22 protein-coding genes are annotated in these 22,201 nt (G+C 37.9%); all 22 read left to right on the forward strand.

Annotation, left to right across the window (positions count from 1 at the left end; all coding sequences use genetic code 11):
- Positions 1–87 precede the first annotated feature (87 nt).
- The 22 genes from ACVWXS_RS14250 (at position 88) to sigG (ending at position 22,135) form a co-directional block, all read left to right on the forward strand.
- Complete coding sequence (locus ACVWXS_RS14250) at positions 88–465, forward strand: transcriptional regulator (protein WP_368635553.1); 378 nt, start codon at positions 88–90, stop codon at positions 463–465.
- Positions 466–780: 315 nt separating this feature from the next.
- Positions 781–1,683 carry a ketopantoate reductase family protein gene (locus tag ACVWXS_RS14255; protein ID WP_456958692.1) on the forward strand — a complete coding sequence of 301 codons (903 nt, stop codon included), beginning with the start codon at positions 781–783 and terminating at the stop codon, positions 1,681–1,683.
- Positions 1,680–2,075 carry a DUF3397 domain-containing protein gene (locus ACVWXS_RS14260; RefSeq protein ID WP_368635551.1) on the forward strand — a complete coding sequence of 132 codons (396 nt, stop codon included), beginning with the start codon at positions 1,680–1,682 and terminating at the stop codon, positions 2,073–2,075. Before ACVWXS_RS14255 ends, ACVWXS_RS14260 begins: the two co-directional genes overlap by 4 nt.
- Positions 2,076–2,286: 211 nt before the next feature.
- The gene (locus ACVWXS_RS14265; RefSeq protein WP_456958694.1) at positions 2,287–2,433 is read left to right on the forward strand and encodes a hypothetical protein; all 147 of its coding nucleotides are present in this window, start codon (positions 2,287–2,289) and stop codon (positions 2,431–2,433) included.
- A gap of 125 nt (positions 2,434–2,558) precedes the next feature.
- Complete coding sequence (bshC, locus tag ACVWXS_RS14270) at positions 2,559–4,175, forward strand: bacillithiol biosynthesis cysteine-adding enzyme BshC (RefSeq protein ID WP_456958696.1); 1,617 nt, start codon at positions 2,559–2,561, stop codon at positions 4,173–4,175.
- A 255-nt stretch (positions 4,176–4,430) separates the two neighbouring features.
- Positions 4,431–4,862, forward strand: coding sequence for a division/cell wall cluster transcriptional repressor MraZ (mraZ, locus tag ACVWXS_RS14275; protein WP_402984085.1), 432 nt, complete (start codon positions 4,431–4,433; stop codon positions 4,860–4,862).
- Between the two features lie 61 nt (positions 4,863–4,923).
- The gene (gene rsmH, locus ACVWXS_RS14280) at positions 4,924–5,874 is read left to right on the forward strand and encodes a 16S rRNA (cytosine(1402)-N(4))-methyltransferase RsmH (RefSeq protein WP_368635548.1); all 951 of its coding nucleotides are present in this window, start codon (positions 4,924–4,926) and stop codon (positions 5,872–5,874) included.
- Positions 5,875–6,240, forward strand: a complete 366-nt coding sequence (ftsL, locus tag ACVWXS_RS14285) for a cell division protein FtsL (protein WP_368635547.1) — start codon at positions 5,875–5,877, stop codon at positions 6,238–6,240.
- A complete protein-coding gene (locus tag ACVWXS_RS14290; RefSeq protein ID WP_456958698.1) occupies positions 6,237–8,456 on the forward strand; it encodes a penicillin-binding protein in 2,220 nt (739 codons plus the stop codon). The genes ftsL and ACVWXS_RS14290 overlap by 4 nt, the downstream gene beginning before the upstream one ends.
- 58 nt (positions 8,457–8,514) lie before the next feature.
- Positions 8,515–10,431 (forward strand): stage V sporulation protein D, encoded by a 1,917-nt coding sequence (locus ACVWXS_RS14295; RefSeq protein ID WP_456958700.1) that lies wholly within the window; start codon positions 8,515–8,517, stop codon positions 10,429–10,431.
- A gap of 125 nt (positions 10,432–10,556) precedes the next feature.
- Positions 10,557–11,528, forward strand: a complete 972-nt coding sequence (gene mraY / locus ACVWXS_RS14300) for a phospho-N-acetylmuramoyl-pentapeptide-transferase (protein ID WP_368635544.1) — start codon at positions 10,557–10,559, stop codon at positions 11,526–11,528.
- Positions 11,528–12,877, forward strand: coding sequence for a UDP-N-acetylmuramoyl-L-alanine--D-glutamate ligase (murD, locus tag ACVWXS_RS14305; RefSeq protein ID WP_402984096.1), 1,350 nt, complete (start codon positions 11,528–11,530; stop codon positions 12,875–12,877). The genes mraY and murD overlap by 1 nt, the downstream gene beginning before the upstream one ends.
- Before the next feature lie 40 nt (positions 12,878–12,917).
- Complete coding sequence (ftsW, locus tag ACVWXS_RS14310; protein ID WP_368635542.1) at positions 12,918–13,997, forward strand: putative lipid II flippase FtsW; 1,080 nt, start codon at positions 12,918–12,920, stop codon at positions 13,995–13,997.
- Positions 13,998–14,017: 20 nt separating this feature from the next.
- Entirely contained in the window at positions 14,018–14,839 is an 822-nt protein-coding gene (locus ACVWXS_RS14315; protein ID WP_368635541.1) for a cell division protein FtsQ/DivIB, read from the forward strand.
- Positions 14,817–15,545, forward strand: coding sequence for a DUF881 domain-containing protein (locus tag ACVWXS_RS14320; protein WP_456958701.1), 729 nt, complete (start codon positions 14,817–14,819; stop codon positions 15,543–15,545). The genes ACVWXS_RS14315 and ACVWXS_RS14320 overlap by 23 nt, the downstream gene beginning before the upstream one ends.
- Positions 15,546–15,689: 144 nt before the next feature.
- A complete protein-coding gene (locus tag ACVWXS_RS14325) occupies positions 15,690–16,409 on the forward strand; it encodes a DUF881 domain-containing protein (RefSeq protein ID WP_374963585.1) in 720 nt (239 codons plus the stop codon).
- 3 nt (positions 16,410–16,412) lie between these two features.
- Positions 16,413–16,781: a small basic family protein gene (locus ACVWXS_RS14330; protein ID WP_423490715.1), complete on the forward strand. Its 369-nt coding sequence runs from the start codon at positions 16,413–16,415 to the stop codon at positions 16,779–16,781.
- Positions 16,782–16,879: 98 nt separating this feature from the next.
- Positions 16,880–18,163, forward strand: coding sequence for a cell division protein FtsA (ftsA, locus tag ACVWXS_RS14335; RefSeq protein ID WP_456958702.1), 1,284 nt, complete (start codon positions 16,880–16,882; stop codon positions 18,161–18,163).
- A 53-nt stretch (positions 18,164–18,216) separates the two neighbouring features.
- Positions 18,217–19,371 carry a cell division protein FtsZ gene (gene ftsZ / locus ACVWXS_RS14340; RefSeq protein WP_368635537.1) on the forward strand — a complete coding sequence of 385 codons (1,155 nt, stop codon included), beginning with the start codon at positions 18,217–18,219 and terminating at the stop codon, positions 19,369–19,371.
- Between the two features lie 321 nt (positions 19,372–19,692).
- Positions 19,693–20,526 carry a sigma-E processing peptidase SpoIIGA gene (locus ACVWXS_RS14345; protein WP_427496815.1) on the forward strand — a complete coding sequence of 278 codons (834 nt, stop codon included), beginning with the start codon at positions 19,693–19,695 and terminating at the stop codon, positions 20,524–20,526.
- A gap of 13 nt (positions 20,527–20,539) precedes the next feature.
- Positions 20,540–21,247, forward strand: coding sequence for an RNA polymerase sporulation sigma factor SigE (gene sigE, locus ACVWXS_RS14350; RefSeq protein WP_049668349.1), 708 nt, complete (start codon positions 20,540–20,542; stop codon positions 21,245–21,247).
- Between the two features lie 114 nt (positions 21,248–21,361).
- Positions 21,362–22,135, forward strand: a complete 774-nt coding sequence (gene sigG, locus ACVWXS_RS14355; protein WP_049668350.1) for an RNA polymerase sporulation sigma factor SigG — start codon at positions 21,362–21,364, stop codon at positions 22,133–22,135.
- The last annotated feature ends 66 nt before the right edge of the window (positions 22,136–22,201 follow it).

A 22,201-nucleotide genomic window follows, 5' to 3' on the forward strand; every position in this document is an offset into this window, starting at 1 on the left:
TTTTTAACATCAAGGCGAAATTGATTTCAGTGATTCTATTTTGCTCGCTCATGCATATAGTAGTAAAAAATGCGAGGGTGATAGATTATGGAATTGAAAAAAAGAAAAGATCAATGGACAAAGGAAGACGATGAAAGATTAGCAGAAATTGTGTTGCATAATGTGCAAAATGGCAAAACGCAGCTAGAAGCTTTTGAATTGGCAGCTGTTGAACTAGGTCGTACAAAACAAGCATGTGGTTTCCGTTGGAATAAAACGTTGCGTGGTCAATATAGTCAGTCACTACTAGCTGTACGCAATCAACCGCAACAATCTATGCGTAGCCATTTGAAATTGGCATTGACAAGTTTTGATGAATTAACAGAGGCCTATCAAAGTCTTGAAATGAGGCACCGTGAATTACAAAATGAGCATGAAAAACTAGTGAAGTGGTTGCAACAAGGATATTCTTTAATGAAAGATTAAAATGAGGTAGCAACTATTGAAAGTTAAAAGTGCTGTAGAGTAAGTTACTTAGAAAGAGTTTAAACTTGAATGAAAACATAATCCTACGCTAAGTGTTTCGACAATTATTTATCCCGCATTGACTGACCATAAAAGCTTGATTGGTGTATAATAAAAGAACCTGCATAGGAGGTGCCTTAGAAATAAATCTAAGGCACCTCCTTCTGTAGAGAGGGCAAAGACAGTGACAGTCACGATCGTTTATGATAGGGCTGTTTAGTAGGGTGTTCTTTTATTTAGTGTGTCTATTTGTAAATGTGGGAGGTGTAGAGTGTTGTGAATGTAGCGATTATTGGTGCTGGGGCTGTAGGACAGTTAACGGCAAGTTTTTTAGTTGAATCTGGTATCTCTGTGACATTGGTGGCAAGAAGGCAAGGACAAGCGGATGAACTTAATGCAAAGTATTTAACACGAGTGAATGTTGATGGAACGAAAACGGTTCAAAAGGTTGCTTCAACTACGAAAATAGAAGAGTTGCAACAGCATGATTTAATAGTAATTGCGGTTAAATATGGTCAATTACAAAAGCTTTATGAACAATTGTCTTCATTACCAAGTTCAGTACCGTTGCTGTTTATGCAAAATGGTTTAGCGCATTTCGATGAAGCACTACATTTACCGCAAAAAAATATAGCTTTTTGTGCTGTGTCATTTGGTGCTCAAATGATAAATCAGTCAACCGTACGACATAGAGGTGTAGGGGCTTGTAAAATCGCGATAGAGCGAGGGAGTAGTGATGCATTTAACGAGTTGCTACAACTTGGAAATTCTTTTTATCCAGTTGAATTGGCTGTTAATGCTGAACAAATGCTATTTGAGAAAGCTGTATTCAATTGCTTGATTAATCCATTAACGGCTGTTTTACAAGTGAAGAATGGAGAGTTAGTAACGAATAAGCAAGCATTTTTATTAATGCAAACTATCTATCAAGAGTTAACAGCTGCTTTTGAAGGTCTAGAACAAGCTATACCTTTTTTGGGAGTGATAGACTTATGTGAAAAAACAGCGAGTAATACATCCTCTATGTTAGCGGATCGGATGCAAGGAAGAAAAAGTGAAATTGACACGATTGTTGGAGTAATACTAGAAAAAGCTCTAGCGGGCGGTCGTAATTTGCCTACTTTACGTACTTTATATCACCAAGTACTTGCAATAGAGGAGAGCGGTGAAAGACGTTGAAAGATTTTTTACATATTGTTATTAGTGTCGTTATTTTTTGTCCAATCCTCCTGTTTATGATTGTCTATTTAATTAGTCGAAAGGTTAAATTTCGAGGCACTCATGCTTTTGGAGCAGCATCGGACGTGACGACATTGTGTTTGTTTTTTTCAGTACCACTAGCGATTGATGTACTATGGAATATTAATGTTAGCGCTCTGTTAGTAACGCTAGCGATAATGATGGCAATGGTTTTTACATATATTGATTGGCGAACAAAAAAAGAGATTGAAGTGAAATCGCTACTTAGGAAAATTTGGCGCTTTCAATTTTTAGTACTAAGTACGGCCTATATTGTTGTTTGTATAATAGGTGTTATTCAATCGGTAATTGAATATTTACAGGCTGTCTAAGCATTTTCTTTTCATGTTGAAGCCATAAGCGTTAAAATGATAGCATTATAAATTGTTTTTAGTAATAACTCTATATGTGCAAAAAATATTAAATAAATTCCAATGTACTTTAGCGTTTGATAACATACTAAGGGTAAATCGCATAATAGTAAATATTATAAGAATTTATTTCAAATTTGCTTGTTAAGAGGCTTATCACCAAAAGTTGTGCATGACATTTGTTGATACGTATACCTGGAATATAAGTTGGTTGGTTGGAGTGTGGAGACTGTGCGACTCCTTGGGGATCAGCGGTAGAGGAACGAAGGCTAAGAGCATCACGTCCTGTGATAACGCCTTCGTGTCCTCCATCGTGTAGGCCTGAGCGGCTCATTGGACGCCCCTAGGAAAGCGCCTAGTCGGAACGGAAATCAACCACGCGTTATGATAATGAGCCTATTTAGAGTAAGAAGATGATTTAGTGAGTAGAGGAGTTTGTGTTAAATGAAACTGGAGTCAATCCGAGTACCCATAAAAAATCGTTTGCTAGCAGATTATTGGTCGCCAAATACTGCTATCCATGAGTTTTTTGAATATGAATATAACGATAAATCTTTTGAAAAACGAGCGCAATACTTAGATGAGCATGCGCGTGATCAAAAAGAATTAACGGCCATCATCCGTCAATTTATGGAGCCGCTTGGTATTTCAAAGAAAGCGAATGAACATTTACAGCAGCTAGAGCAAGGAGCTGTTGCGGTTGTCGGTGGACAACAAGCGGGTATATTAACTGGCCCTCTTTACTCGGTGCATAAGGCGATTTCGGTCATTACATTAGCGAAAGAGCAAAGTGTGAAGCTTCAGCGACCAGTTGTTCCTGTTTTTTGGATAGCTGGAGAGGATCATGATTTAGAGGAAATTAACCATACGTATACAGTCCATGGCGCTGACATTAAAAAAAGAGCGTACAGTGAACGTTCAAGACGTAAAACAATGGCTTCTGTAACAAGTATAAACAAAGAATCTATGACACAATTGTTAAATACAATTGTGAAAGATATTGGTGAAACAGAATTCACTGAAATACTTATTAAACAATTAGTGGATACTCTGAATAAGAGTGAAACATTTACGGACTTCTTTGCGCGACTCATGAACCAACTGTTTGAAGATGAAGGTTTACTAATGATTGATGCGGCAGACTTTAAATTCCGTCGATCTGAGAGTGAAAATTTTACCCACATCATTCGTAATAATGAAGAAATTGCTAGGGTAGTAACGGAGAAGGAAGCTCAGCTAGCAAGTGCGGGTTATGGTAATCCTATATTGGCAACAGATGAAGCGGCCAATCTATTTTTTGTAGAAGATGGGGAACGGCATCTATTGGAGAGAAAGAATCAGCTATTTGTTAATTTAGCTGCAAATATTAAGATGTCGCGTGAAGAACTTTTAGAAATTGCTAACAAGCATCCTGAGCAATTAAGTAATAATGTTGTAACAAGACCATTAATGCAGGAGATGACTTTACCTGTGCTTGCATTTGTGGGTGGGCCAGGAGAACTTGCGTACTGGGCAACATTGAAGGATGCGTTTTCGGTATTAGGATTACAAATGCCTATTTTTGCTCCGCGTCTTCATATCACGATTGTCACACGTCATGTAGAACAACTATTGCGTGAACATCATTTGAATGTTGCTGATGTGTGGGATGGGAAAGCATTGCAACTTAAAGAACAGTTTGTTGCTGAAGTACAAGATACTGAAGCGAAGCGTCAAATTCAAATGATGCAACAGATGCTTTTAGAAAAATATGATGAGCTTCGATCTTATTTAGAAGAGCAACATCTTCCGTTAGATAAAATACTTGGGAAAAATAAAGAGAATCATCTTAAGCAATTTGAGTATTTACAGCAAAAGGTTGAACAAACAGTACTTAACAAGCATGAAACGACAATTCGAAAGTTTATGACGCTAAACAATGAGTTATATCCAAATGAGGGATTGCAGGAAAGAACTTATAATCCTTATCAATATTTCAATGAGTTTGGACCTATGTTAATTACTGAAATGCTGAAGCAAAATTATAACATTGGAAACCATCACTATATACTTTACTTATAAATTCAAAATAGTGTATCTTTATACCTAAATAATGATTTAATACAATATAGATTTGATGAGCAGTGTCATATATTAATAATAAATGGTGAGCTATCCTACTAAGGGTAGCTCTTTTGTTATGTCATTTAGCACGGGTGGGATATTGAATTTAAGGTCTAATTTCATATTAAATATTTAAATGTCAAGTTTTTTTTAAAAAAAGTGGAGGAAAGTGGGGGGATGTGGTACATTATTTAATAAAGTGGGGTGAATAGCATGTTCATGGGAGAATATCAACACTCTGTTGATGCGAAAGGACGATTAATCGTACCCGCAAAATTTCGTGAAGCCTTAGGTGAAACGTTTGTTGTAACACGCGGACTTGATAATTGTTTATTTGGCTATCCTATGGATGAATGGCGAAAACTCGAAGAAAAATTAAAGGGCTTACCGATGACCAAAAAGGACACACGTGCATTTGCAAGGTTTTTCTTTTCTGGAGCAACGGAAGTAGAGATAGACAAGCAGGGGCGCATTAATATTCCTTCAACTCTTATGCAGCATGCACATCTTGTGAAAGAATGTGTAGTGTTAGGGGTTTCGAATCGAATTGAAATATGGGCAAAAGATGCTTGGGAGGCTTACTTTAGTGAGTCTGAACAATCCTTTAATGAAATTGCAGAAAATATGATTGGCTTTGATTTTTAACTTATTAGACGCTTAAGTGTCTGCTGTAATATGAAGTTAAGGCCTGAGGGGAGCGAGTGGTATGTTCGATCATACAACCGTGTTATTAAAAGAAACAGTTGATGGGTTGAACATCGATCCTGATGGTGTATATGTGGACTGTACGTTAGGTGGGGCAGGACACAGTGAATATTTAGTACAACAATTATCTGAAAAAGGTCGTTTAATTTGCTTTGATCAAGATACGATAGCTATTAACAATGCTAAAGTTCGATTGGCGCCATATATTGAGCGCGTGACATTTGTCCACTCGAATTTCCGTTATTTAAAAGAAGAGTTATTAGCTCTTGGTATCGAGCAAGTTGATGGCATTTTATATGATTTAGGTGTTTCATCACCACAGTTAGATACACCAGAACGAGGTTTTAGTTATCATCATGATGCACCTCTAGATATGCGCATGGATCAAACGGCATCACTTACAGCATTTCATGTCGTAAATGAATGGGCATATGAAGATTTAGTGCGTATATTTTTCCGTTATGGAGAAGAAAAATTTTCAAAGCAAGTTGCTCGTAAAATTGAAGAGGCGCGAAAGATGGCGCCGATTGAAACAACTGGACAACTTGTAGAACTTATTAAAGAGGGTATCCCAGCAGCGGCTCGCCGAAAAGGTGGACATCCAGCGAAGCGCATATTCCAAGCAATACGAATTGCTGTTAACGATGAGCTAGGCGCAGCAGAGGATTCATTAGTCGATGCGATTGATATGATAAACGTAGGTGGACGCATTAGTGTCATTACGTTCCATTCATTGGAGGACCGCCTATGCAAGACTATTTTTAAGGAAGCGTCATCATTACCGGAATTACCACCGAATTTACCAGTAATTCCTGATGACATGAAGCCAACTTTAAAGCTTATCACGAGAAAGCCGATTGTTCCTTCTGATGAAGAATTGGCAGTAAACAATCGTGCTCGTTCAGCAAAGCTTAGAGTGGTAGAGAAAATTAACGACAAAGGGCGTGAGTAAATGGCAGCAGTTCGTGTAAGGCAGCACCAACAACATGTGCAACAACCGATAACACCACCTAGTCCACAACCCACTATCATACGTCGTAAAAAAACGAACCAGAAGTTTGAAAAGACAATGCTAATTATTTTAATTGGTATGATTGCTGTATTATCAGTACTGGTTTTAAATAAGCAAGCAGCAATTCAAACGACAAGCATGGACATTCAAAAAATCGAAGCTGAAGCAGATGAGATTGCGAAACAGAATGTTGACTTGACAGTTCGTGTAAGTGAACTTTCTACGTACGAAAACATATGGAAAAAAGCTAAAGAACTCGGTTTAACTCAAAATGAGAAAAATGTAAAGGTAGTGCCGGGAGAATGAAAAAAAAGAGATTTCGATTCCAATGGGGAGCCTTTCTATTATTAATTTTTTATGGAGGGCTCTTTTTTCTATTGTTCACGAGAATGGTTACGTTACAGGCAACTGGTGAAGCGGAAGGTCAGGAGCTTGCGGCTAGGGCAGCTGCAAAATATAGCAAAGAAAGTGCCATTACAGCAAGTCGTGGGAAAATTTACGATCACAACGGTCAAGTCATTGCTGAGGACACACTTAGCTATCGATTGATTGCAATTGTAAGTGACAAAGCCACGACGGATCCAAAAAACCCTCGGCATGTAGTAGATCCTGAAAAAACTGCAAAAATATTAGCAGAGAATCTTCCTAATTCAGACGAAGAAAAAATATATAAACAGCTTACTAAGGAAAATGCTAATGGCGAAAAGCCTTATCAAGTTGAATTTGGTAGTGTAGGTCGTGGAATTAGTCATGAGGTAATGAGTAAAATCAAAGAAGAAGAATTACCAGGGATTTTATTTGTGAAAGATTTAAAACGTTATTATCCAAATGGTATTTTTGCCTCGCACTTAATTGGCTTTGCAGTAAAAGAGGGAAATAAAGATGGAACGTTCACGACAAAAGGTAAGATGGGTCTTGAATACACCTACAATAAAGAGCTAACTGGAAAAGACGGTAAGGTTGAATACGAAACAGATGCCTTCAGTTATCTATTGCCGAATAGCGAGAAAATGATCACACCTGCGAAGAATGGCGACGATATTTATTTAACTCTTGATAAAACCATTCAAAGCTTTTTAGAGGAAGCGATGACGCAGGTGGAAAAGGAATACAACCCTGAATCCATGACGGCTGTTGTGGCAGATCCGAAAACAGGAAAAATCCTAGCAATGTCTCAACGCCCCACATTTAATCCTGATACACGTGAAGGCACAAATGTGAAGTGGTTAAATGAAGTTATTGAGGAAACCATTGAGCCGGGTTCAACGATGAAAACATTTACGCTCGCCTCAGCTATTGATACTGGAGTATGGCAACCAAATGCAACGTATATGTCAGGTAGTTATAAAGTGCTTGATCGTACAATTCGAGATCATAACGGAGTCGGTTGGGGGCCAATTACTTATCTAGAAGGTTTCCAGCGTTCATCAAATACAGCGATGGCAAATTTGTTAAAACTTATTGGTGATGATGTCTTTATTGAATATTTAGATCGCTTTGGTTTTGGTCACAAAACAGGCATTGATTTGCCAAATGAAGCGACAGGTACGATTTTATCGCAATATCCTATTCAACGTGTTACAACGACTTATGGTCAAGGTTCTACCGTAACACCTATACAGCTTATTCAAGCAATGACGGCAATTGCGAATGACGGAAAGATGATGCAGCCATATGTGATTGATCGTATTGTAGACTCATCAACAGGAAAAACCATTCAAAATCATGAGCCTATTGAAAAGGGAAAGCCGATTAAAGCGGATACAGCAAAACAAGTACGTGAAATTCTTGCGTCTACATTAACAGCAAAATATGGGACAGCGAAGGATTTTATACTTGAAGATTATCAAGTTGCAGGGAAAACAGGTACTGCCCAAATTCCATTAGGAAATGGTAGATATTCGTGGGGTTCAGACGAATTCCTGTATTCATTCCTAGGAATGGCTCCTGTAGATGATCCACAGCTCATTATGTATGTCTCAGTAAAAAGACCAAAATTAAAGGGTGAACTTGGTTCTGTACCAGTTTCAAAAGTATTTAACCCAGTTATGTTAAATAGTTTAAAGTACTTAAACATTAATCCTGAAGATGTACAGCATGTTAACAATGCAACAATACAGGATTACACAGGTCAAAGTGCTGAGGCTACTCAAGTAGAGCTTGCAAATGATGGTCTACAGCCAGTTATTGTTGGTGGTGGCGGCAAAATAATTGACCAGTATCCAAAAGGTCCTCAAAAACTTGTTAAAGGGAACCTTGTGTTTTTAAAGACAGAAGGTGATGTGACACTGCCAGACTTCACCGATTGGTCATTGCGAAATGTACTTGTCTTTAAATCAATGGCAAATTTAGAAATTGAAGTCGTTGGAGAGGGCTTTGTAGCTAGTCAGAGCGTATCGGCAGGTACCGTAATTTCAGATAAATCACCGATTGTCGTGAAGCTGAAAACACCAGCCGAAAGCTTTAAAAAAGATGTAGAGACCCCATCTGAGGGCGATATTGAACAAATAGATGATGAATAGATACTGAATAGAAGTCCACTTTATTTCATACGTTGTAAAAAACAAGGTGTGATGTCGAATGAAGTGGATTTCTATCCATTCCAAAAAGCGATTGCGTATTTTATACGTATTGTTTATGTTTGTAGCAGCTGCGATTGTCATTAGGCTTTTATTCTTGCAAGTATTAGATCAAAAAGAACTGACCAAGAAAGCTGAAGAGAACTGGGACCGAGAAATTCCATTTGCCAATGAGCGAGGGCATATTACAGACCGTGATGGGAAAAATATTGTTACCAATAAGCTTGCGCCAACTTTATATTTTATGCCTTCTCAAAGTAAGGATATTGAAGGGGCAGCAGCAAAAATTGCACAAGTTTTAGGGGTAGATGAACAAAAGTTATTGGCAAAAATGAAGAAAAAAGAATACTTAGTAAAGCTGGCACCTGAAGGGAAAAACATTTCCTATGAGAAAGCAGTGCAGTTACAAGGGATGCAGATTGACGGATTATATAGTGGTGTTGATTATTCAAGGGATTATCCATATGGTACCTTACTATCCCGTTTTTTAGGTTTCACAGGCTATGATGCACAAGGTTTAGCAGGAATTGAATATGAATACAATAAGCTGTTACAGGCTAATTCTTCGGCAATACGGCTCTTTACAGATGCGAAAGGGAATAATTTACAGAACGTAGCAAGCGCTTGGAAAGCTGGTGAAGATGGCGCGACAATCGAGCTTACGATAGATGTAGATGTACAACAGGTTGTCGAGCGTGAATTGTCACAGGCGATGGAGCGTTATGAAGCTGATCAAGCATTGGCGATTGCTATGAATCCAAACAATGGCGAGATTTTAGCATTAGCCTCATATCCTACCTTCCATCCGGCAGAATATCAACTGGTGGAGCCTGCTATCTACAATCGGAATTTACCAGTTTGGATGACATATGAGCCGGGATCGACGTTCAAAATTATAACGCTCAGTGCAGCACTAGAAGAAAATTTAGTAGATTTAGAGAAGGATACTTTTTATGATCCGGGCTATACAATGGTTGCTGGAGCTAAACTACGTTGCTGGAAGCGTAGTGGTCATGGACATGAAACTTTCCTAGAAGTTGTAGAAAACTCTTGTAACCCAGGTTTCGTTGAATTAGGGCAGCGAATTGGTAATGAAAGACTACTGCAATATATTAAAGATTTTGGTTTTGGTCAAAAAACTGGATCTAATATTGCAGGCGAAGCTTCTGGGATTTTATTTTCAAAAGAAGCCTTTGGACCAGTTGAGCAGGCAACCACTTCATTCGGTCAAGGGGTAGCTGTTACCCCCATACAACAAGTGCAAGCCGTAGCCGCAGCAGTAAATGGGGGTAAGCTTTATACGCCATATGTTGTGAAGAAGGTTTTTAACCCGAATACTGGAGAAGTTATACAAGAGACTGAGCCGGTAGTTAAAAAACAGGTTATTCGAGAGGAGACGTCTGCGAAGGTTCGAGGTGCTTTGGAATCCGTTGTAGCAAAGGGCTCGGGACGTCAAGCCTATCGAGACGGTTTACGTATTGGCGGCAAAACGGGTACAGCGCAAAAGGTAGAGAACAGCCGTTATATAAATGGCGAATATATCGTATCGTTTATTGGCTTCGCTCCTGCGGATAATCCGCAAATCGTCGTTTATGTAGCAGTAGATAACCCGAAAAAGACAACGCAGTTTGGTGGTGTTGTAGCTGCTCCAATCGTTGGTCAAATTATTGAAGATGTTGCACCTTTTGTTGGCATTGAAAAATCGAAGGAACAGCTTGAAAAGGATTATCGTTGGGGTGACCCAATCACTGTGAAGGTACCAAGTTTTATTGGTCAAACGAAGGATGATATTGCCAAGCAACATTATCCATTCCGTATTGAATGGCATGGAGAAGGGACTAAAATTGGCAATCAACTGCCTGAAGTGGATAGTGTTATTAAACAAGATGGCACCATTCATCTATATTTAGAGAACTAATATAACTTTACCTTTAAAAAATGGGAAAGAACCACTATTATTATGAAGGGTAGTAATAAATAAATGAAAGTTTGTGCTTTTTTCTTGAAGAAGAAAGTGAAACAAGATTTAAAGGAGATTTATCAATGAAACTCGCAACAACGCTTACCATTTTAGCTCTTGCTTTTATAGTAACAGTTATCCTGGCACCAATTAGTATTCCACTTCTTCGCCGATTAAAGTTCGGTCAAAGCATTCGTGAAGAAGGACCAAAATCACATATGAAAAAAGCTGGTACACCAACAATGGGCGGCATTATTTTCTTACTTGCCATTATCCTTACTACTGTTGGTGTAGGAAGCTTTTTAGATTTATTTACAACACAAACCGTCGTATTGTTATTAGTATTAGCAGGGTTTGGATTAATCGGCTTGTTAGATGATAGCTTAAAGGTTGTTTTTAAACGTAATTTAGGACTAACATCACTTCAAAAGCTGGTTGGTCAAATTGTCATTGCGGTCCTAGCATATTTTTTACTACATGTAGGATCGTTTGATACAACACTTGCTATACCATTTACTGAGTGGACGGTTGATCTTGGTAATTTCTATGTAGCCTTTTTAATTTTCTGGTTAGTTGGCTTCTCGAATGCAGTGAATTTAACAGATGGATTAGATGGACTTGTGGCAGGTACTGCATCCATTGCCTTTGCGGCATTTGGAGTTATTGCTCTATTCCAAGATCAAGCTGATATCGCCTTATTTGCATTTGCGGTGACAGGTGCATTATTAGGATTTTTACTTTTTAATGCGAATCCAGCAAAGGTATTTATGGGAGATACAGGTTCGTTGGCATTAGGTGGAGCTTTAGCAATGGTATCTGTTTTAGTAAAAGAAGAATTCTTACTGTTACTAATTGGATTGGTGTTTGTTATTGAAACATTATCTGTAATTTTACAGGTAGGTAGCTTCAAACTTCGTAAAAAACGAATCTTTAAAATGAGTCCTATTCATCATCATTTTGAATTATCAGGTTGGTCAGAATGGAAGGTAGTACTTGTATTTTGGTCAACTGCATTAGCAGTAGCATTGATTGCAGTCTTATCGGAGGCGTTCTAATGAGAAACTATACAGATTTACAACATAAAAAAGTCCTTGTTTTAGGTCTAGCTAAAAGTGGTGTGGCTGCAGCTGAGATTTTACATGAGCTTGGCGCTTTTGTGACGGTCAATGATTCAAAACCATTTGACGAAAGCCCAGATGCACAAGGCTTATTGCAAAAGGGGATTACAGTTATTTGTGGGCGTCACCCAGAGGATTTACTGGATGAAGGCTTTGAATTAGTTGTGAAAAATCCAGGGATTCCTTATAGCAACAAGATAGTAGCAGATGCTATTAGCCGTGAAATTCCCGTATGGACAGAAATTGAGCTTGCTTATTTAATTAGTGAAGCGCCATTTATTGGTATTACAGGGTCTAATGGTAAAACAACAACGACAACATTAATTTTTGATATGCTGAATAATGGTGGTCCAACACCGCTAATTGCAGGGAATATTGGGACAGTAGCATGTGGTGTTGCAAGAGAAGCACAGAAGGATCATGTGATTGTTACGGAGTTATCTTCTTTCCAATTAATGGGGATAGAGACGTTCAAGCCGAAAATCGCTATTTTAACTAATCTTTATGATGCTCATCTTGATTATCATGGGACATTTGACAACTATGCAGAAGCAAAATTTGGTGTCACACGTAATCAAGATGAAAGCGATTATTTTATCTACAATGCCGATCAGCCAATTGTTGTTGGTTATGCAACAAAATCCAATGCTAAAAAGGTACCATTTAGTTCTAATGGGCGTACAGAAGAGGGTATTAGTGCAGATGAAACAACAATTTACTGGCAAGGTGAACCATATCTAGATCGAGCAAATATCGCTTTGCCTGGTAAGCATAACTTAGAAAATATTTTAGCAGCTGTAGCCGCTTGTATTTTAGTCGGCTGTGACAAAGCTAAAATGGAAGAAGTTTTAGCTAAGTTTGGAGGAGTTCGTCACCGTACTCAGTTTGTGCGCGAATGGAACGGACGCAAAATTTACAATGACTCTAAGGCGACAAACTGCTTAGCTACAAAAAGTGCTTTAGATGCTTTCCAAGCACCTGTTATTTTACTTGCAGGTGGTTTAGATCGAGGACATTCGTTTGAAGAATTACGTCCATGCATGAACCATGTAAAAGGTGTTGTTGCCTTTGGAGAAACAGGTCTACGATTTGTAGAATTTGCAAAATCGTGTGGTGTACAGCAAACTGTCATTGCTCAAAATGTCGAGGATGCCGTACATTATGCGGCACCGATGTCGACAGAAGGCGATGTTATTCTCTTATCTCCAGCGTGTGCAAGCTGGGATCAATATGACAGCTTTGAAATAAGAGGCGACGTTTTTATTGATGCTGTAATGAAGCTGTAATGAGCCTGTAACTATTTTAGAATATACTTGACTTGGAAGGATGGCATTACTGAGAGGGAAAGAAAGCTATTTATTGCTCGTCACAACATTGCTGCTTTCAATAATCGGCATTATTTTCGTCTATTCTGCAGGTACCTATTGGAGTGCCATTCATTATAGTGGAAAAATGCCGTTTTATATGAAGCAAAGTCTGTACTTTGCCGTTGCCATTGTAGTGTTTTTAATCACCATTCGATTAAATATTTTGAGAGAGCAGTCCTTTTGGAAAATGGCCTATATATTTTCGTTAATTTTGCTGGTCCTTGTACTTATACCAGGAATTGGACTTGTGCGAAATGGTTCTCAAAGCTGGATTGGAGTAGGACCGTTAACAATCCAGCCTGCAGAGCTAACGAAAATTACAGTCATTGTGTACCTGAGTCATATTTTAGCGCAACATAAAACGGGTAAGCCGATTATTAATTGGCGTCATGGATTGATCTTATTATTACCTGTTGTACTTATTATGTTGCAGCCTGATTTTGGTTCAGTATTTATTCTAGTTGTTTCTGTGTTTTTATTGTTTTTTGTGGCAGGTTATCCTTTAAAGCTTTATGCGATGTTTATGGTTGCTGGAATTGCTGGGTTAGTGGGCTTAATTGTCACAGCGCCATACCGACTAAAAAGAATTGAAGCATTCATTGATCCATGGGTCGATCCTCTAGGAAGTGGCTTTCAGGCTGTACAATCGTTAATGGCTATAGGTCCTGCTGGGATTTTTGGGCATGGTTTTGGACAAAGCAGGCAAAAGTTTTTATATTTACCTGAACCACAAAATGACTTTATTTACGCAATTATTCTAGAAGAGGTAGGATTGCTAGGTGGGCTAGTTATTTTAGCGCTTTTTGTACTGATCATTTATACAGGCTATAAATTCGCAGTACAGGCTAAAACAAGAACATCTTATTACGCGATAATAGGACTTGTCACAATGCTGACCGTACAAGCATTTCTAAATATAGCAGTAGTGATTGGCTTAGTTCCTGTAACAGGTGTTACATTACCGTTTATTAGCTACGGAGGAACATCTTTAGTAACAATGTGGTTAATAATAGGTATTATTTATCAATTAGCGAAATAAATATAAAGGAGGAGTACTTTTTGGAGAAAGTAATTGATATAGAAGATCGCATACCTACGCTAAAAAAGCGACGAAAAAAGCGTACAAATCGGAAATTTATAGTGCTAATATTACTTTTCTTTATCGTGTTAGCAGTACTCCTTTATTTTCAATCTCCTTACAGTAAAATCAACAAAATAACAGTCAACGGCGCTCAGTTAGCAGATGCACAATACTACGTACAAGCCAGTACTCTTGCACCTGGAAAGTCGATGTGGGGATTTAAAGTAGAAGATGTAGAGAAATCATTACTAAAGGATAAATGGGTGAAAGATGCACATGTTAAACGGGATTGGCTTCAAGGCGTGACGATTGAAATTAAAGAATGGAAAAAAGTTGCGTACTTAGCCGGTGACGGTACTTATTATCCGTTACTTGAAAATGGCGAGCGTTTTGAACAAGCTGGAGATGACATTCCGATTGACGCACCTGTATTTATCGGCATAGCTGGCGAAAAGACAATTAAGAAGCTTGTTAAGCAATTAGCACAATTAAAGCCAGAAGTATTAGCATTAATTTCTCAAATCAATATTAACAGTGATGGGTCAAATCCTAATGCAGTTAAGCTTTATATGAACGATGGCTATGAGGTACGTGCTGTTATTCAAACTTTGGCAGAAAAGCTAAATCATTACCCATCGCTCGTGGCACAAATCCCAAATTTAGAAAAGGGTGTTATCGATTTAGAGGTCGGCTCGTATTATAAATCTTTCAATGATGAGTACAACCAAGAAAGCATTGACTTAGAAGGAGATGCGGCCAACCAGGAAGTGAAAAAAGATGAACAACAAGAAAAAGAGTAGCAAAGGAAATTTCATTTCAAGAAAACAATTTGAGTTGCTTATTGTTTGTGTGACAATGGGGTTTATCGTTGGTTATTCGTACAACCAGGCAAAAGATAATCGACATGCAGGTGCTAGTGATGCAGAGCTTTTTGAGCAAGAAGAGTCATACCGTGAGGAGTTAATTGCACAGCAAGAGCGCAATAAAGAACTGTCAGAAGAGTTGACTGCTTTACAAGAAAAAATTCGCAAGTATGAAAAATCATTTGTTGCTAGTAAAAAGGATTATACAAAGCTGGTTGAAGAAGCAGAGGATTTACGCTTGTTGCTAGGCGATTTAAACGCAGAGGGAAAAGGGATACGTATTACCCTTCAAGACGGTGATTACGATCCGAAATCTGCTAATCCTAATGATTATATTGTGCATGAAAGCCATGTATTTAAATTACTCAATGAGCTTAAAATTTCTGGTGCTCAAGCAATTGCTATTAATGGTCAACGCGTTTTGGCGAATTCTTATATTCGTTGTAATGGACCAGTCATTACTATAGACGGCAAGCAGCATCCAGCTCCATTTGTTATTGAGGCTGTAGGAGATTCAGCAACATTGATGGCTTCCTTAAATTTAAATGGTGGCATTGTGGATCAACTAGTAAATGACAATATTGTTGTGTCATTAGAAGAAGAACAAAAGCTTTTAATGCCAAAAGTAATAGTAGAAAGTTAAATGATTTCCAGTTAATATTTACAAACTAAACCTTAGTTATAGCCTCCAAGTAAGTTATAGATTGTAACATGCATTTGCATAATTCAAGATATAAGGCAAGGCGTAAATCTGTGGGGGGTTACGATACGTCTAGGAGGGGCTATTTTGAAAAAAAATATGTACACCCGAATAACGATCGTGCTATTTATTATCGGTTTGATGATAGCGGTACAATACAATACCATAAAGCAACCAGCTGAGCGAGATACACGAGATATTTGGGCCATAAGAGAGGAATTAGCAGAAGAAAAGCAAAGGCATTCCACATTATTAGCAGAAATTCGCTCACTAAATGAAGTAGTGGGTCGCTATGAGCAATCTGAGAAAGCAAATTTACAGTCAGCATTATATGAAACATTGAATCGTTTAAAGCTACAAGCTGGGCTAACAGAAGTTACAGGGCCAGGGGTTGTACTTCGTGTTGAACCAGCGCCCGAATTAATAGAAATGGGCTATGAAATCAAAGAAATTTCACCTGATTTACTAACCCAATTATTGAATGCGCTGTTTAAAAACAATGCAGCGAGTGTTTCGATAGATGGAAATCGTGTTGTCCATACGACAGCCATTCGAGACATAAATGGAAAGACTACAGTGAACAGTATACCACTGTCCTCACCACCTTTTGAAATTTATATTGGGACAAGCTCTTTTAAAGAAGCTCAAAAAATGTACAATTCATTACAGGCCTCAACATTTATCGATTCCTTTTATTTAGATAATTTTAATTTAATAATAGAGGAACCGACAGAGCATTTAACAATCCCGGCATTTGATCAGCCATTGACAAATGATTATTTAACAGAGGTGGAAAAAGGAGAATAATATATGTGGCTACCATTTTTAGGTCTGATATTTGGACTTGCCCTTGGCTTGTTAACAAATATTCAAATACCCTCTATATATGAAAATTATCTGTCGATAGCTGTTTTAGCAGCCCTAGATACATTATTTGGCGGTATTCGTGCTCAACTGCAGCAAGTATATGACGATAAAGTATTTGTATCTGGATTCTTTTTTAATATAATTCTTGCAGCAGGACTAGCCTTTTTAGGTGTGTATTTAGGGATAGACTTGTATTTAGCAGCTATTTTTGCTTTTGGAGTACGTTTGTTCCAAAATATAGCAATAATTAGGCGTATTTTACTAACTAAGATAGATGAAAAACGTCACAAGAAAAGGAAAAATACCATATAATTAGAGAAAAATTGAGCAAAATACGCGATTTGCTTAGACATTATGCTGAATTTACAATAGAATGAGGATAAGAGCATTTTTCAAGGAGGTGCAGCTAATTGAATCAGCAAGATTTATATATTTCTCTTGATATAGGATCATCCTCTGTCAAGGTATTAATAGGTGAAATGGGCGACGGTCAATTACATGTAATTGGCGTCGGAAATGTAAAATCGAATGGAGTTAGAAAAGGTGCAATTGTTGATATTGATGCAACAGTTCAATCGATTCGAAAAGCAATAGAACAAGCCGAACGAATGACAGGATATCAAATTAATGAAGTCGTTTTAGGTGTTCCTGCAAACCAGACGATGTTACAGCTAGTTAAAGGTGTTGTCGCTGTAAATAGTGAAAACAGAGAAATTACAGATGATGACTTAGATAGAGTGGTAGAATCTGCACAAGTCATGTCAATACCTCCTGAACGTGAATTAGTTAACATCATTCCAAGACAATTTATTGTCGATAACTTAGATGAGATTAAAGATCCACGAGGTATGATTGGTATCCGGTTAGAAATGGATGCCACAATGATTACAACCTCTAAGACACTTTTACACAATGTTCTACGTTGTGTAGAACGTGCAGGTTTAAGTATTCGAGAAATATATTTGCAACCATTAGCAGCAGGCTTTTTTGCATTAACGGAGGATGAAAAAAACCAAGGTACTGCTTTCGTTGATTTAGGAGGCGGTTCAACTACTATCACAGTATTCGAAGAGGGACTGTTGACACATACGGGTGTCATTCCTATTGGTGGCGATCACATCACGAAAGATATTTCGATAGTTTTAAAAACACCAACAGAACAGGCAGAACAAATAAAACATCAATTTGGACATGCCTTTTATGATGACGCATCAGATGATGAACTCTTTGAAGTACCGGTTGTCGGGACAGATTCAACAGATCAGTACAGCCAGCGCTATATATCAGAAATTATAGGCGCTCGCTTGGAAGAACTATTTGAGTTAGTGATTGACGAGTTAGCACGTCTAGGTGTTCGAGATTTACCGGGTGGTGTTGTTTTAACTGGTGGCGTTGCAAAACTTGAGGGTATTGCTCAATTGGCACGTCAGATTCTGCAAACCCGTGTTAGAATTTATACACCCGATTATATTGGCGTTAGAGAGCCTTCATTTACGACAGCGGTTGGACTTATTCGTTACGCCTATTTAGAAGATGATTTTTATGGGAAAAGTACTAATACGCAGCCTATTGAATATGCAGTTGTCGGATCTTCAGCAGCCACACATAAAAAGCAAGAATATGCTACACCTTCAGAATCAAAAGGGAGCGTAATTGGGAGAGCAAAAAAATTATTTGATAAGTTTTTTGATTAACTTGAATGCGTAATGAATGATACAGAGTCGAGTTACCGTGGGAGGAAAAAGAAATGTTAGAATTTGATACAAGTGTTGATCAACTTGCAGTAATAAAAGTCATTGGTGTTGGTGGCGGCGGTAACAACGCTGTCAATAGAATGATAGAACATGGTGTACAAGGTGTTGACTTTATCGCAGTTAACACAGATGCACAAGCGCTAAATTTATCGAAAGCAGAAATAAAGCTACAAATTGGTACAAAATTAACACGTGGGTTAGGTGCAGGTGCAAATCCAGAGGTAGGGAAAAAAGCTGCAGAAGAGAGCCGTGAACAATTAGAAGAGGTTCTACGTGGTGCAGACATGGTATTCGTTACAGCTGGAATGGGCGGAGGAACTGGTACTGGGGCCGCGCCAGTCATTGCACAAATTGCTCGTGATTTAGGAGCTCTTACAGTCGGTGTTGTAACGCGTCCATTTACGTTTGAAGGTCGCAAACGACAAACACAGGCTATCGGTGGAATTGGTGGTATGAAAGAGTCTGTTGATACGCTAATCGTCATTCCGAACGACAAGCTATTACAGATCGTTGATAAATCAACGCCAATGCTAGAGGCATTCCGTGAAGCAGATAATGTTTTACGTCAAGGTGTACAAGGTATTTCAGATTTAATTGCAACGCCAGGTCTTATTAACTTAGACTTTGCAGACGTAAAAACAATTATGTCTAACAAAGGTTCAGCGTTAATGGGGATTGGTATTGCTACAGGTGAAAATCGTGCTGCAGAAGCAGCTAAGAAAGCTATTTCAAGTCCTTTACTTGAATCCTCAATTGATGGCGCTAAAGGTGTTCTTATGAATATTACAGGTGGCTCGAATCTTAGCTTATTTGAAGTGCAAGAAGCTGCAGACATCGTAGCTTCAGCATCAGATGAAGAAGTAAATATGATTTTCGGTTCTGTTATTAACGAAAATCTAAAAGATGAAATTATTGTCACAGTTATTGCGACAGGTTTCTCGGAGGAAGCTTTACAGCAACAACGTAATACTACACGTCCGACGATCAATACAAATAGACAAGCTGTACAGCAACAGCAAGCTCCGGTGCGTGAGCCACGACAAGATGTGCATGCACAGCAAGAGCAACCACGTCAAAATCAACAAAATTATGCGCAGGATGACATGCTTGAGGTACCAGCATTTTTACGTAATCGTAGAAATCGCTAATAAATGAAAGCATCTGACTTCTAAAAAACTCGTATTTTACATATGTAAAATACGAGTTTTTTATATTTCCAAAGTAAAAATTTTATCTTATTCGGCAAATGTTATTGTGGCGAAAGTAAAATTGAATACCACTGTTGATTGATCGTTTGCCTAGAGAAACGTTAACAGGCGACAGCGCTACTAATTACGAGAAATTAATTGATTGTTCAGATTGTGTAAGGAAAGGATGTATTTTGTCAAAACATTTTAAGGAAATGATGCGATTGTTTGACAATATTTGTGGGTGTAACATGCTAACTTTGTATATAGGAGGCGGCTGTTATGTATGGAGAATGGCTGGTGCTCATTAATACGCTTTTTAACCTAGCGATACTCAAGTTTACGGCAAAGGTAACAGGGGTTTTTGTAAAGAATACGAGATTATTAATGAGTTCAATTTGTAGTAGTTTTGTAGCTGTAATAGGTGGTCAAATGCTGTTAACGACGCTGCTGAGCTTTTTCATACTAATTGGGATAGCTTTTCGTTTCAAGATTCGAAGCTTTCAAAAGCAAGGACCAATTGTTTTAACAGCAACAATCGTTATTGGTGGATTGTTAACGGCGTTACAACCATATTTAAAAAATCTTTCTGCCGTCCATTTTATAATTATTTGCCTACTATTAGCTGTTGGTAATCTTATTGCTTTTTATAAGCAATGGGGATTTGTAAAGCTAGAGCGGTTAAGTGGTCAGTTTGTGTTTGATACGACGTTAAAAATTTTTAATGTAAAGATACCACTTTCTGCATTTCTAGATACAGGTAATCAAGCTATCGAGCCATTATCAGGGAAACCTGTTCACTTTGTCTCTTATGCAGCTTTAAAACCACATTTACCTGCAGCATTTTGCAAATCATTATTAGAATGGCAAGAAACTGATCCGTATAATGTATCCATGTTTTCAGAAGATTATCAGCGTTACATTCGATTTATTCATGTTAATACAGTACAACAGCAATCGGTTGTATTAGGTTTTCGCTTTGAAGAGTGGCATATCAAAGGGGAGCACTCACAAGTGAAAACGAATGAATATATCGTATTAACAAAAAAAGCTAAAAATTTTCCACATAGCACAGCAGCAATTTTACATTTTTCAGCGCTTTCAAATAACTCATAGAGGGGGAGAACTATTGCTTCTTAGGCTACTTGCTAGCTTGAAAAAATTTTGGAGTAAGTTTCGGAGTCGTGAAACGTACTATATAGGGGGAAATGATTCATTGCCAGTGCCACTAAGTCGAGAAGAAGAAGTTACAGTCATTGCATCCTTTATGAATGGTGATTTACGAGCTAGAGATACACTAATTGAACGTAATTTGCGTCTTGTTGTTTATATTGCTAGACGTTTTGATAATACAGGTACGCCGATTGAGGATTTAATAAGTATTGGTTCGATCGGTTTAATTAAGGCGATTGAAACGTTCAATACAGATAAAAATATTAAGCTTGCCACATATGCATCACGTTGTATTGAAAATGAAATTTTGATGCATTTACGTAAAACAAGTCGCATGAAGGGTGAAGTTTCATTAGATGAACCATTAAACTCCGATGCTGATGGAAATGAATTGTTATTGTCTGATATTTTAGGAACGGAAGAACATATTATTTTAGATAATGTAGAGAAAAAAATTGAACGTCAGCATATGTTTCATGCCATTAATTTACTAGGGGCGCGTGAAAGATATATTATGGAATGTCGTTTCGGACTAAATGGAAAAATTGAAATGACTCAGAAAGAAGTAGCTGATCATTTAGGTATTTCGCAATCATATATTTCCCGATTAGAGAAGAAAATTATTCAAGATTTACGTGAAAACTTGAATCAACCGATATCTTAAGTAGGGAAATTTAACCTACCTAAAATTGGTCTTAGCTTTTGTGCATATTCTCGTTTCTCTCGGACAAACTGATGTCACGGTTTAGTCAGAGAATAACATCCGGAGGAATCGAATATGCGAACTAAAGTAGATCTTTGCGGCTTAGATACATCGACTTTGCCAATTTTAAAGCACGAGGAAATGAAGGAACTATTCATTCGTTTACAAGCTGGAGAAACAGAGATTAGAGAAGAGCTTGTAATGTGCAATTTAAGGTTAGTGCTTAGTATTGTCGGTAGATTTGCCTACAGGGGTGAACAGGCAGATGATTTATTTCAGGTAGGCTGTATTGGCCTCATGAAAGCCATTGATCATTTTGATTTGAAACATAATGTGCGATTTTCAACATATGCCGTACCAATGATCATTGGTGAAATTCGTCGCCATCTGCGTGATCATCATGCATTACGTGTTTCTCGTTCTCTTAGAGATATTGCGTATAAGGCGATGCAGGCAAAAGAGCAATGGATAACCGATAATTTACGAGAACCAACAATTGAAGAAATTGCTGAAATGATTGACATGAAAAAGGAAGATGTATTATTTGCTTTAGATGCCATTCAAGATCCAGTTTCATTACAAGAGCCCATTTATTCTGACGGTGGAGACGCTGTTTATATGATGGACCAATTACGTGATGATGATGTATCAGAAGATCAATGGGTTGCCTACGTGTCGGTAAAGGAAAGTTTACAAAAGTTAGATGATCGTCAACAAATGATTGTTGCAAAGCGTTTTTATTACGGTGAGACACAAACTGAAATTGCAAAAGAATTGGGAATATCTCAAGCGCAAATTTCACGTCTAGAAAAAAATGCAATTGAAACAATGCAGAAAGATTATAAGTAAAAAAACAATGCGCATCCGAATTCCTCGGTGCGCATTTTATTTATGTCAATGAAATAAAAATATCAT

This window comes from Lysinibacillus sp. TE18511 (assembly GCF_054062295.1).

Bases quoted from the DNA above. Each gene is read 5' to 3' on its own strand.
- ftsW (WP_368635542.1), top strand. From the start codon at position 12,918: ATGGCATTACTGAGAGGGAAAGAAAGCTATTTATTGCTCGTCACAACA.
- bshC (WP_456958696.1), top strand. From the start codon at position 2,559: ATGAAACTGGAGTCAATCCGAGTACCCATAAAAAATCGTTTGCTAGCA.
- ACVWXS_RS14295 (WP_456958700.1), top strand. From the start codon at position 8,515: ATGAAGTGGATTTCTATCCATTCCAAAAAGCGATTGCGTATTTTATAC.
- mraZ (WP_402984085.1), top strand. From the start codon at position 4,431: ATGTTCATGGGAGAATATCAACACTCTGTTGATGCGAAAGGACGATTA.
- ACVWXS_RS14265 (WP_456958694.1), top strand. From the start codon at position 2,287: ATGACATTTGTTGATACGTATACCTGGAATATAAGTTGGTTGGTTGGA.
- ACVWXS_RS14290 (WP_456958698.1), top strand. From the start codon at position 6,237: ATGAAAAAAAAGAGATTTCGATTCCAATGGGGAGCCTTTCTATTATTA.
- mraY (WP_368635544.1), top strand. From the start codon at position 10,557: ATGAAACTCGCAACAACGCTTACCATTTTAGCTCTTGCTTTTATAGTA.
- ACVWXS_RS14320 (WP_456958701.1), top strand. From the start codon at position 14,817: ATGAACAACAAGAAAAAGAGTAGCAAAGGAAATTTCATTTCAAGAAAA.
- murD (WP_402984096.1), top strand. From the start codon at position 11,528: ATGAGAAACTATACAGATTTACAACATAAAAAAGTCCTTGTTTTAGGT.
- ftsL (WP_368635547.1), top strand. From the start codon at position 5,875: ATGGCAGCAGTTCGTGTAAGGCAGCACCAACAACATGTGCAACAACCG.
- rsmH (WP_368635548.1), top strand. From the start codon at position 4,924: ATGTTCGATCATACAACCGTGTTATTAAAAGAAACAGTTGATGGGTTG.
- ACVWXS_RS14330 (WP_423490715.1), top strand. From the start codon at position 16,413: ATGTGGCTACCATTTTTAGGTCTGATATTTGGACTTGCCCTTGGCTTG.
- sigG (WP_049668350.1), top strand. From the start codon at position 21,362: ATGCGAACTAAAGTAGATCTTTGCGGCTTAGATACATCGACTTTGCCA.
- ftsZ (WP_368635537.1), top strand. From the start codon at position 18,217: ATGTTAGAATTTGATACAAGTGTTGATCAACTTGCAGTAATAAAAGTC.
- ACVWXS_RS14345 (WP_427496815.1), top strand. From the start codon at position 19,693: ATGTATGGAGAATGGCTGGTGCTCATTAATACGCTTTTTAACCTAGCG.
- ACVWXS_RS14250 (WP_368635553.1), top strand. From the start codon at position 88: ATGGAATTGAAAAAAAGAAAAGATCAATGGACAAAGGAAGACGATGAA.